The sequence below is a fragment of the Caulobacter soli genome, assembly GCF_011045195.1.
In the GTDB taxonomy this organism is placed as follows: Bacteria; Pseudomonadota; Alphaproteobacteria; order Caulobacterales; family Caulobacteraceae; genus Caulobacter; species Caulobacter soli.
Genome location: NZ_CP049199.1, coordinates 4,403,267 through 4,415,318, shown reverse-complemented (window position 1 = coordinate 4,415,318; position 12,052 = coordinate 4,403,267). Strand labels below are relative to the sequence as shown.

General features: G+C 68.1%; 7 protein-coding genes. 2 read left to right on the top strand and 5 right to left on the bottom strand.

The window, feature by feature from the left end; translation table 11 throughout:
* Window positions 1-1,545 (bottom strand): tryptophan halogenase family protein, encoded by a 1,545-nt coding sequence (locus tag G3M62_RS20475; protein WP_165190378.1) that lies wholly within the window; start codon window positions 1,543-1,545, stop codon window positions 1-3.
* Between the two features lie 124 nt (window positions 1,546-1,669).
* The gene (locus G3M62_RS20470; RefSeq protein ID WP_165190376.1) at window positions 1,670-4,531 is read right to left on the bottom strand and encodes a TonB-dependent receptor; all 2,862 of its coding nucleotides are present in this window, start codon (window positions 4,529-4,531) and stop codon (window positions 1,670-1,672) included.
* A gap of 377 nt (window positions 4,532-4,908) precedes the next feature.
* Here G3M62_RS20470 and G3M62_RS20465 point away from each other — a divergent pair, with 377 nt between their 5' ends.
* On the top strand, window positions 4,909-7,044 hold the full coding sequence (locus tag G3M62_RS20465) for a multicopper oxidase family protein (protein ID WP_165190374.1): 2,136 nt from the start codon (window positions 4,909-4,911) through the stop codon (window positions 7,042-7,044).
* Between the two features lie 155 nt (window positions 7,045-7,199).
* On the opposite strand, the gene G3M62_RS20460 is transcribed toward G3M62_RS20465, so the two are convergent.
* From G3M62_RS20460 to G3M62_RS20450, 3 genes are all read right to left on the bottom strand, one after another.
* Window positions 7,200-9,113, bottom strand: coding sequence for a sensor histidine kinase (locus G3M62_RS20460; protein ID WP_165190372.1), 1,914 nt, complete (start codon window positions 9,111-9,113; stop codon window positions 7,200-7,202).
* A complete protein-coding gene (locus G3M62_RS20455; protein WP_246263354.1) occupies window positions 9,110-9,877 on the bottom strand; it encodes a response regulator in 768 nt (255 codons plus the stop codon). Before G3M62_RS20455 ends, G3M62_RS20460 begins: the two co-directional genes overlap by 4 nt.
* A 140-nt stretch (window positions 9,878-10,017) precedes the next feature.
* Window positions 10,018-10,611 (bottom strand): TetR/AcrR family transcriptional regulator, encoded by a 594-nt coding sequence (locus G3M62_RS20450; protein ID WP_165190370.1) that lies wholly within the window; start codon window positions 10,609-10,611, stop codon window positions 10,018-10,020.
* 122 nt (window positions 10,612-10,733) lie between these two features.
* On the opposite strand from G3M62_RS20450, the gene G3M62_RS20445 reads away from it, so the two are divergent.
* A complete protein-coding gene (locus tag G3M62_RS20445) occupies window positions 10,734-12,050 on the top strand; it encodes an oxygenase MpaB family protein (protein ID WP_165190368.1) in 1,317 nt (438 codons plus the stop codon).
* Window positions 12,051-12,052 lie beyond the last annotated feature (2 nt).

Sequence of the window (12,052 nt, the reverse complement as noted above, 5' to 3'; positions counted from 1 at the left end):
TTAGATCGTCTGCAGGCCGTATTCTTGGATCTTGCGGACCAGGTCGCGGTTCTTGGGCAGCTGCGCGCGCAGCGCCTGGGTCAGGGCGGCGGCCTCGTTGAGGAACCGCTTGGCCTGGGCCTTGCCGCCCTCGACCTCCAGCGGATCGACCTCGGTGCGGAAGCCCATGCCGTAGAGCACGTACTGGTAGCTGGCGGCGGGGAACACCTCGTCCAGGCGGTCGAACTCGTCCAGGTGCCCGGGCGGCTGGTATTTCCACAGGCGCAGCAGGTTTTGCAGCCGCTCGGGCACGGTGGCCGGGTCGGTGTTGTCGACCCAGAACGGCTCGGTGCGCTGGGTCAGCACGTAATGCAGCTTCAGGAAGTCGATGATCCGGCCCCAGCGATAGTGGGTCACCTCGTTGAAGCGGGCGGCGACGATGTCCATCACTTCGCGGTTGGCCGGCATCTGTTCGGCGATCAGCTTGGCCGACAGCTCGATGAGCACGATGGCCGAGGATTCCAGCGGCTCCAGGAAGCCGGCCGCCAGGCCGACGGCCACGCAATTGTTCTTCCAGAAGGTCTCGCGGTGGCCCGAGCGGATGGCGATCTTGCGCACGCTCAGCCCCTCGATCGCCGGACCGACATAGGCGGCCAGTTCGGCGCGCGCGTCTTCCTCGCTGATGTGGCGGCTGGAATAGACGTAGCCGACGCCGCGCCGGGTGGGCAGGCCGATGTCCCAGGTCCAGCCGGCCGACTGGGCGGTCGAGAGGGTGTGCGAGGCCATCGGGTCGTCGGGCGTCGCGTACGGCACCTGCACGGCCAGGGCCGTGTCGCAGAACAGCACGTCGCCGCAGTCCTTGAACGGCACGCCCAGGGTCTGGCCCAGCAGCAGCGACTTGAAGCCGGTGCAGTCGACGAACAGGTCGCCCTCGACCTCGCCGGCCTGTTCGGTGACCAGGCTCTGGATGTCGCCGGCCGCGTCCTGGGTGACGCTCTTCACGTCGGCCCGCACGTGGGTCACGCCCAGCTTTTCGGTGCAATGGCGGGTCAGGAACGGCGCCAGCTTGCCGGCGTCCAGATGGTAGGCGTAGTTCGCCTGGCCCTGGTATTCGGGGGTGGTGATGGTCTTGGGCGCCAGGCCGTCTTCGCACAGGTCTTCCTGCGGACAGACCAGCTCGCTGAACGAGCGGCCATGGCCGTCGGCCAGCCAGTGCGGGGCCAGGTTCACCTGGCCGAAGCCCTGCGGCAGCATCAGCGGATGATAGTAGGCGTCGTCCTGCGCCCCGGTGGTCCAGCGGGCGAACTTGGCGCCCTGCTTGAAGGCCGCGTCGCACTCGCGGAAGAGGTCGGTCTCCGAGACCCCCATCTTTTCCAGCGTGGTGCGCAGGGTGGGCCAGGTGCCTTCGCCGACGCCGATGATCGGCACGTTGGGCGACTCCACCAGGGTGACCGAGAAGCTTCCGCCGCGGATGCGCGCCTGATGGCGGGCGGCGATGACGCCGGCGGTCAGCCAGCCGGCCGTGCCTCCCCCGACGATAACGACCTTCTGGATGGGTCGGACCATGTTCGGCCTCGCTACGCTGGTCGACAGCCTGAGCGCGTCAGGCGTTCGAGTCACTTGAGATTATTGAAAAAAGTGGGGCCGCCAAGGGTGATGGCGGCCCCGTCCGCAAGTCGGAGGTGGTGGGTTACATCTTCACGTGGACGCCGAACGTCAGGCGGCGACCGAAGTCGATCACGTCGAGGAGCTGCTCGCTAAACCGACCATGGGTGCTGTAGGTCGAGTTGTTGAGGTTCAGAGCCTCGAAATAGACGCTGATGTTCGGGTTGACGTCGTAGCTGGTGCTGAAGTCGACCTGGGTGTTGCTGTCCACGAAGGTCGGCTCGGACCCGAACGCCGAGGTGTTCTGGTGCTGGCCGAAGTGGTCCAGGTACTCGTCGCGCCAGTTGACCGCGATCCGGGCCTGGAAGCCGTGCTTGTCGTAGAAGGCCACCAGGTTGGCCGAGTTGGCCAGGCCCGTCACCGCGAACCCGCCGACCGACAGGTCCTTGGGATTGTACGGCTTGTTGGTGTCGACCACGGTGGCGTTGGCCTGGAAGCCGAAGCCGGTCTCGCCGAACACGTGCTGGATCGCCGCTTCCAGGCCGCGAACCTGGGCCGACGGGCCGTTGACGTTGGTGGTGACGCTGAACTGGCCGGGCTGGCCGGTCGTCGGGTCGATCACGTTGTTGATCGTCTGGCGGGTGGTGCCGCTGACGATGAAGTTGCTGACTTCCTTGGTGAACCCGTCGATCGAGATGTAGGAGTTGGGCGAGTAGTACCACTCCAGGCCCAGGTCCAGGTTGTCCGACAGGAAGGGCAGCAGGTCGGGATTGCCGCCGGTGGCGACCAGGGCGCCGACCCGTTGGGCCGAGGCGACGTTGGTGACCGGCGTCAGGAAGTTCAGCGGCGGACGCGTCAGGGTGCGCGAAGCGTCGAACCGCAGCTTCAGCTTGTCGGTGATCGAGTAGTTCAGGTCCAGGTTCGGCAGCAGGTAGCGATACTTGTTCTTCGCGGTGACGGTCGAGGAGGGACCGAACGTCGCGATGAGCGCGGTGACGTCGCCGGCCTGCTGGGCCAGGTTGACCGGTTGCTGGCCGATGCCTTCGGACGTGGTGCGGGTCTCTTCCTCGCGGACGCCGACATTGATCTTCAGCGGCCGGTCGGCCACCTCGGTGTCGAAGTTCACGTTCAGGAAGGCCGCGAAGGTCTTTTCACTGATGTTCTGGTGGCTGCCCGGCACCTCGATGGTCTTGTACGTGCCGTCATAGTTGGGATTGCAGCAGCCGGTGTTGAAGCCCGGGATGGTCTTGGTCTGCGGATTGCCCAGGCCTTGCAGGTAGTTGAGCACCGCGTAGGGATCGAACTGCAGGATCCTGGCGGGCAGGCCGCCGTTGCCGTCCCAGCCGGAGATGAAGTTGCTGGTGCTGAACGACTTGCCGAACAGGTTGGCCGGCAGAGCCACGCCGAGATCGGAGCCGGACGCCGGGCCGTAGCCGGCATAGGCCTGCCACTGGTTGTTCTGGAAGTCGGAGTAGCTTCGCAGCTGCTGCTTGTCTTCCAGGTAGTGGGCCCCGGCGCTGATCTTGATGTTTTCCTCGGTCCACGTGCCCATCAGCTTGAACTGAGTGACGGTGTCCTTGTTCTGGTTGCTCGTGATCGGAACCACGTGCGAGCCCATGAGGCTGGGATCCAGGAACCGCGAGGCGTCGCCGTTCGGGCCGAAGGCCGTGGAGTGCGGCAGGCTGTTGTCGCCAAAGCCGGTGACCCCGACATTGTTGTTGTTCGTGCAGACGGTGCGGCACGAGCCATAGCCGACATCGACGTCGATGCTGCTCAGCTGGCCGTCCGGGTTCAGGCGAGAGACAGCGCTGTCAGCATCGAACTCGACCTTCAGCTTTTCGCTCACGTCCCACTTGGCGTTGAAGCCGACCTCGTTGTTCTCCAGCACCTGGCCGTTGAACTGCGCCTGGAAGTCGGTGGGCGTGCCGGGCTGGATGAAGTTGGTCGCCGTGCCGTTCGAGTTCAGCGTGACGTTGGTCAAGTTGCCGCCGTTGAACCAGATCGAATAGCCGTACTGGTCCTGGGTCAGCTTGTCCTTGGAGTAGTTGTCGTTCAGCGTCAGCAGCAGGTTCTCGGTCGGGCGCCACTGCACGGCCACGCGACCGTCGATGCGCTTGTCCTGAGTGTGCTCCTGATAGACGCCGTAGTCCTGGGTGAACCAGCCGGTGGTGTTGCCGGTGGCGCCCGGGGTCGCCAACTGGGCGGGGGTGAAGGTGGTGCCGACCCAGCCCTGGTTGTTGACGTGGTTGCCCAGCGTCTTCTTGTCCGAATAGTTCACCACGGCCAGGACGCCGAAGGTGTCGTTGGCGAAGGTGTTGCTGAACAAGATGCCGCCGTTCGGCGTGGCCTTCTTTTCCTCGGGCGAATAGGAGCCCGAGAGCGAGCCCGCCAGCCGCAGGCCGGTGTGGTCCAGCGGCTTGGGATACTTGATGTTGATCGTGGCGCCGATCGCGCCGCTGGAGAGGCTGGCGTCCGGGGTCTTCATGACGTCGACCTGCGAGACGAAGTCGGCGCCGACGGCGCTGAAGTCGAACCCGCGGTTGCCGGTGCCCGACGACACCTGACGACCATCGAACAGCGTCTCGTTGAAGCTGGGGCCGAACCCGCGAACCGTCACGCCGCTGGCGTCGCCGGTCGAGGTGGGCACCGAGGCCGACATGCTGCTGACGCCACGGCTGATCGAGATGCCGGGAATGCGCTGGATGGCGGCGCCGATGCTGGAGTCCGGGAACTTGCCGATGTCCTCGGCCGAGATCGCGTCGACGACCCCGACATTCTCGCGCTTGATGTTCAAGCTCTTCTGCAAGGAGCCACGGATGCCCGTGACGACAACTTCCTGAACGGTGGTGTCATCCGTCGCTTGAGCGTGCGCCTGGCCTGCGGTGATGCAGGCGGCTGACAGCGCTATCAACGATACAGATGTGCTTAGACGGCGATGCCGCTTCATGACGCTTCCCCTAATGTGCTCCTGCGTGGAGCATTTTATTGTTCAAGCGAGGCGAGATTGCTTCGCCGAACCTCTGGCGGTTTGCCGGTAGTTAAATCGTTCCGGCAATTCCGTATGAGGTAGCGGTAACATCGTTATTTAGGTCTCGTCAAGACAGCGCTGGACAAAACCAGGGTTGAGCGGACGTCCGGACTCCTCGCCGCGCGGGCTTGTCGCCTGGGTGTTGAAGCTATGCCTTTTCAACCGGAGCGCGATGCGCAATAGTTCGCGCAAGAGATGTTTTGTTGAATTTCTCAACCAAGGCATCCAGCCGTCGAGGATCGGGCGACAAGGCGTCGCCTGGCCCCGAATTTGGCCGTGAACGAAGGGGCGAAACGATGCAGACCCACGCCAGAACCGCCGTCCGATCCGTGAGCCTGGCGGGGGTCTCGCTGGCCGCCCTGGCCCTGGCCGCGACGCCGTCCCAGGCCGCGCCCAACACCCCCAAGGCGAGCGCCGCGGCGACGGCCGAGGCGATCCGCGCCAACGTCTTCGCCAACCCGCCCGCCGCCTTGCCGGAGGCCGAAGCCTCGCCGCCCAGGCTGTCGGGGCCGAGGCCGGGCGCGCTGGAGGCGTTGCCGCCAAAGGTCCAGGGGGCCGACACCTATGTCGATCCGCGCCAGAACATTCTCTACAAGTTCTCGATCGAATTCACCGACGGCGTGGTCCGCAATCCCTGGACCCTGACTCAGGACAAGGTGCGGCTGCGCTCGTACCACGGCTCGTCGGTCGATCCGAACACGCGCTTCCTGGCCCCCACCATCACCATGCGCCCGGGCCAGACGGTGCGGATCAGCCTGGCCAACAAGCTGTTCGAGACCCAGAACGGCATGCCGCTTCCGCCCGAGAAATGCGTGATGCCGGAGGGCGGGGTTAACGTGCCCCACTGCTTCAACGACACCAACCTGCACGCCCACGGCCTGTGGGTCTCGCCGTCGGGCAACAGCGACAACGTACTGATCTCGATCAATCCGGGCGTGACGTTCGAGTACGAATACAATGTCCCCTCCGACCATCCGGCCGGCACCTTCTGGTACCATCCGCACAAGCACGGCTCGACGGCCCTGCAGGTGTCCAGCGGCATGGACGGCGCCCTGATCATCCGCGACGACCGCGCGCCCACGGCGACCACGCCAGGCGACATCGACGTGCTGCTGCAGGACGACAAGGGCCAGGCGTTTCCCGACAAGGTGCTGATGTTCCAGCAGGTGCAGTACGCCTGCTTCGACGCCCAGGGGAAGATCCAGGTCTCGCCGGTAAAGTCCGGCCAGCCCTGGGTGTGCAATCCCGGCCAGACCGGCGAGATCCGCGATTATGAACAACAGCTTAGCCCTAGCGCCAGTTGGGCCGGTTCGGGCCGCTTCACCTCGATCAACGGCCGGGTTCAGCCCGGGGTCACGGGCCTGCAGGCGGGCCGGTTCGAGCGCTGGCGGCTGATCCACGGCGGCGTGCGCGAGGCGGTCAATTTCCGCCTGTTCCCGATGAAGGCCGGCGCGCCCGACTGGAACACCGTGCCGGCCAAGGACCAGGCCGCCTTCATGCGCACCTACTGCGCCGGCGCGGCCCTGCCGGTGTGGGAAGTGGCGCTGGACGGCCTGACCCGCTCGCAGGTGTTGCGCACCAGCGAGACGCGGCTGCAGCCCGGCTATCGCGCCGACCTGGTGGTCTATTTCCCGGCGGCCGGGAACTACTGCATCGTCGACGGGGCCAGCGACGCCCTGGGCAGCCCCACCCAGGCGGCCGAGGCCATCAAGCTGCTGGGCGTGGCGGTGGTCGGAGCGGGCCCGACGGGCGTCGATCCGGACAAGGCCCTGCGCGACCTGATGGTCGCCGCCGCCGATCGCAACGTGCCGGACGCCCAGGTCAAGGCCTCGGTGGTCGCCGACCTGAAGAACGACCTGCGACTATCGCACTTCGTCTGGCATCCGACGATCACCACGGCCGAGCTCAACGCCCCGCCGCAGGAGCTGGCCTTCAACATCATGCGCGATCCGAAGGATCCCGACACCTTCCTGTTCCAGGTCAATAATCCCCTGAAGCCGAAGGAAAGCGGGTCCTACGTGCCGTCGCGGATCGACCGCACGGCCAATATCGGCGACGTGCAGGAGTGGCGGCTGACCTCGACGGCCGCGTCCCACCCGTTCCACATCCACGTCAATCCATTCCAGGTGATCAGCGTGGTCAACAAGGCCGGCAAGTCGGTGACCGATCCGGGCACGCCGGACTTCGATCCCGACTACGCGGGGGTGATCGACCAGTGGAAGGACACCCTGTTCGTCAAGCAGGACTACCACATCGTCACCCGCACTCGGTACGAGCGCTACATCGGCGAATACGTCCTGCACTGCCACATCCTCGACCACGAGGACCAGGGCATGATGGCCAACGTCAAGATCGGCATCCCCGACGGCCTGGGCGGCACGGCCGAGGCGCATGGGCCGGGCGGGCACATGGATCATGGGATGGGGAACTAGGGTTTTCGCGTGGGATCACACCCCCTTGCCCCCACCTGACCGCTTCGCGGTCTGTCGCGGCGAGGGGGCGGAGGCCAAAAGCGCGCGCCTCTTCCCCCTGTGGGGGAAGACGATCGCGAAGCGATCCGTAGGGGGCAAGTGTTCGCCGCGCTATCCTACTCCGCCGCCTGCAATCGCACCGGCGCCGCCTCGACCGCCCCCTCGACCAGCGGCAACCGCACCTGCACCAGCAAGCCGTCGCCCGGCAGGCTCAGTTGGATGTCCCCGCCATGCGCCCGGACGATCGAGCGGGCCGAGCTGAGCCCCAGGCCCACGCCCTGCTTGCTGGAGGTGCGGGCCTCGACGCTGCGGTAGAACGGGGTGAACACCCGCTCCAGCTCGCCGGCCTCCAGGCCCGGACCCCGGTCGCGGATCTCGACCACGGTCTCGTCGCCCTCGACATGCAGGGCCACGCGGGCGCTGTCGCCGTACTTGACCGCATTGTCGACCAGGTTGGCGAACACCCGCTGCAGGCCCAGCACCGAGACCTCGACCTCGGCCGGCTCGCCCGGCTCCAGGGCGACGTCGGCGCCGGTGACCTCGGCCTCGTCGATCACGCATTCCAGCAGCGAGCGCAGGTCGACCCGCTGGCGCACGCCGGCCTCGGCGTCCTCGCGCATGAAGGCCAGCACCGAGGTGATCATCGCCTCCATCTGGTCCAGGTCCTGGCCGATCTCGCGGCGCAGGGCGGGCGAGGCGCGCTCCAGCCGGAAGCGCAGGCGGGCCAGGGGCGTGCGCAGGTCGTGCGAGATGGCCCCGATCATCGCGGTGCGGTCGGTGATGTAGCGGCTGAGGCGTCCCTGCATGGCGTTGAAGGCCCGGGCGGCGCGGCCGATCTCGGCGGGACCGTCGGCGACGATGACGGGCGAGGCGGGATCGCGGCCCAGCTGCTCGGCGGCGGCGGCGAAGCCGGCCAGGGGCGCGGCCAGGCGGCGGGCGAAGATCCAGCCCAGCGGCGCCACCACGGCCAGCGACAAGGCGAACCACATCAGCACCCGGCGCTGCCAGCTGTTGGGGAAGGCCTCGGGCCGGGGTCGCAGGGTCACCCACTGGTCGGGTCCCACCCGCAGGGCGGCCACGAAGTCGCCCTCGATGAACGGTGGTGGGGCCAGGCCGAACAGGTTGCGGGTCACGGGCGCGGTCAGGGGGCGACCGACCGTGACCTCGGGCTCGGGCCGGGGCGGGCTGGGGCGCGGAGCGGGCAGGGCGACGTGGGGGGCGGACCGCACCGGCTCGACCACCGGCGCGGCCGGGGCCAACGGCTGGGGCGGCGGCGGGGGTTTCAGGGTCGGCTCGCGCGCTGCGGCGTCGGCCACCGGGTCAAGGGGCGCGGTCGGCTGGGTCGGGTCGCGCAGCGAGTCGGGCAGGGTCATCGTCCGCTGGCGGAATGGCGCGGCGAACAGGGGATTGGTCGACCGATTGGCCTCGGCGGCGGCCGACGAGTAGCTGAAGATCCGCTGGCCATCGCCCGACCGGAAGCCGCGCGGATCGCCGCCGGCCCGCATCGCCGCGTCGGGAAAGCCCTGGCGCATGCCGGAGCCCATCGGTCCCCGACCGCCTCGCATGCCAACGCCGCCGGGGCCGGGGCCCGGCGGCAGGGTCTGGGCCTCGGCATAGGTCGTGAACAGCAGGGCCAGCGGCGGATGGCCGGGACGGCGGCTCTCCGCGCCCGCGAACGGCGGCGGGGCGTAGAACAGCAGGCGGACGTTCTCGCGCGGCGCGTTCAGCAGGCGGGCCAGGTCGGCGCTGGCCGGTTCGGAAGCCACCCAGCCGGGGCTCTGCAGGCTGGGCGGCTGGGTCTCGACGGTGCGGATCAGCGGCCGGTCGCCGTCGGCGTCCGGCACGGTCCCGCGCAGGCCGGCGGCGATGTCGGTCAGGCTGTGGTGCATCGGCGGGGCCGGCGGCAGCAGCAGGGTCAGCCCCAGGGTCACCGTCTGGGCCACGACCAGGGCGGCCAGCAGCAGGGCCAGGATTTGCACGGCGATCGGCGGGCTGGGCCACCGCTTCAGAAAGCCCCCCCGGGCTGTCATTCCGCCGTGACCTTGGCGTCCAGCATGTAGCCCATGCCCCGATAGGTGCGGATCAGCGGCTGGTCCGACTGGGCCTCGATCTTGCGGCGCAGGCGGCTGATGTGCAGGTCGACGCGGCGGCCCAGGTTCTCGACCGTCTCGCCGGCGATGATGGTCAGCAGTTCGTCGCGCGACACCACCGAGCGGGCGTGGTCGGCCAGGGTCGACAGGATCGTGAATTCGCCGGGCGTCAGCAGCAGCAGCACGCCGTTGGGCGCGGTCAGCTGGCGGGCGGCGACGTCCAGCTTGAAGCCGGCGAACAGGCGCACGTCGGTGCGCGGCCCCGCGCCCCCGGCCCGGCGGCGCAGCAGGGCCTTGACCCGGGCCAGCAGCTCGCGCGGCGGGATCGGCTTGACCACATAGTCGTCGGCGCCCAGCTCCAGCCCGACGATGCGGTCGACCGGATCGCCCAGGGCGCTGAGCAGCAGGATGGCCGGACCGTTGGTCCCCGAGACCTGGCGGCACAGCGACAGGCCGTTCTCGCCGGGCAGGTTGACGTCCAGCACCAGCACGTCGACGGGCCGCGTCTCCATCACCTCGCGGGCGGCGGCGACGTCGGCGGCCTGGCGCACGACATAGCCCTGGCCGCCCAGATAGCCGGCCATTTCCTGGCGCAGGACATCGTCGTCCTCGACTAGAAGAACCGTGGCGGTGTCGGAAAGCGCGGGTTGAGTCATGGCGGTCAGCATGCAGTCAAAATAAGGCGCGGCCGGGACCTTCGCCATGGGCGAAGCGTCGCGGTTGGGCCGTTTTTCAAAGTTTCGAAGGCCTGTTTCGATATAAATTTGTATCGCTCTGAAACATTACTGTAACCGATCGAAACATTACTGCTCATGTGTTGGGTTGGGGGCCGGTCAGATCACGGTCACGCCGTCGCCAGGGCCGCCACATAGGCCTCCATCATCCGCACCAGTTCGTCCTCGAGGAGGGCGGGGTCGAGGCCCAGGTCCGGCTCGGCCGCCGCCGCCCGCAGCAGGCCGATGACGGCGTGGGTCAGGACGAAGGCCGACTCGTTGGTCAGGGCGATCTCCAGCCGCGCCCTGCCGGCGATCGAGGCCAGAAAGGCCTGGTGATGGTGCGCCAGCATGCCGTCCTGGCTCTGCCGGAACAACGCGTCGAACAGCACCTGGCGGGTGGCGGGCGAGCCCTCGACGCCGTTCATCAGGGCCCGGACGATGGCCCGCACGCTGCCGATCTCCGGGCGGTCGATCAGGGTCTGGGCGATGGCGTCGCGCACCGCCGCCGCCCGGCGCTGGGCCACGGCGGCCAGGATGTCCTGTTTGCCGCCGAAATATTGGTAGAGCGTGCCAATGCTGACCCCGGCCCGCTCGGCGATGTGGTTGGTGGTCAGCCTGGTCGCGCCGTCGGCCTCGAGAAGTTGAAAGGTCGCGTCCAGGATGGCGTCGATCGTGCTCTCGGCCCGAGCCTGGCGCGGCGTTCTGCGTTGTCTTTCAGCCACTTGCGAGATCCTCGGCGACCCGTCGGCCCTTGCGGGGGAAGGCGAGTAGGAATGTGAGCAATGCTTACATAACCTTCAGGTCGACACCAGGATCCATCAGGGATCCCGAACAAGGAGCGCCCATGAGCCTCTCCATCGACCAGGTCCGCGCCAAGGTGGCGTCGCAGAAGACCCTGCTGCCGGCGCTGTACGGCGCGGTCGACTTCGACGCCACGCCCGAGCGCTTCACGGCCGATCCCGCCAAGGCGGTGGTGCGCGACCGCGCGCCGCTGGGCGTGGCCGTGACCCAGGACGATCTCGACCGCGTCCGCGCCTACACCATGCTGGGCGACATCGTCGCCGACGCCTACGCCGCCCTGATCCCGCAATACGGCTTTCGCCGGCTGATCGACATGCTGACCCTGGCCTGCGAACATGGGGTCGCGGCCGTGGCGGACGCGCCGCCGCAGCTGGCCGCCTTCCTCGCCGACATGGAGGCCACGCCCGACTGGGTCGACATGGACCTGGTGCGCGAGGGGGCGCGGCTGGACCTCAACGCCACGGCCCACCTGGCGCCGTTCGCGATCCGGGGCGCGTTCGTCGCCACCTTCCTCAACAAATACTCGGCCCTGCCCATGGCCCTGACCGGGACGCTCGGCAACGACACTGCCGCCCGCCGGGTCAACGAGACGGCGACCTTCTTCGCCACCACCGTGCTGCCCGGCGCGCTGGAGCGGTACGGCGCGGGGTTCAAGGCCGCCGCCATGGTGCGGCTGATGCATTCGATGGTGCGGTTCAACGCCATCCGCTCGGGGCGCTGGGACGTGTCGGTCTACGGCGTGCCGATCCCCCAGGTCGACCAGATGCCGGCCGGGCTGATCCCGGTGTTCCTGATGTCGTTCGCGATGATCCGAAAGGGCCGCCGCAACTTCACCCGCGAGGAGCGGGCCAAGGTCGAACTGGCGCGCTATCGCTGCTTCCTGCTGGGCCTGCCCCAGGACCTGCTGGCCGACACGCCCGAGGGCGTGGTGCGGATCATGACCGCCCGCAACTCCACCCTGCGCCAGGGCTTCGACGACGAGACCTGCGGCGCGCTGATCCGCGCCACCCTCGCCGCCTATCTGCCGCCCGACCGCTCGCCGGCCAACCGCCTGCACGACCGCATCGAGCGTCGCTTCGCCAAGGCCTTCTTCCTGCGCCACTTCATGAACGGCGACCAAGCGGCGGCGGCGCGGATGGGGATCGAGGTCGGAGCGGCCGACCGCCTGGTCTATGTGGCCGTGGCCCTGGCGGTGATCGGCCGGATGACGGCGTTCAAGGCGGCCGACAGGATCCCCGGCCTGCGCGAGGTCGCCGACGCGACGCTGGAGCGCCGGGTGCGCGCGCTGCTCGTGCGGTACGGGCATGCGGAGTACGTGACGGATGCGGCGCAGTACCGGCCGGCGCGGGCGGCGGCTTAGGT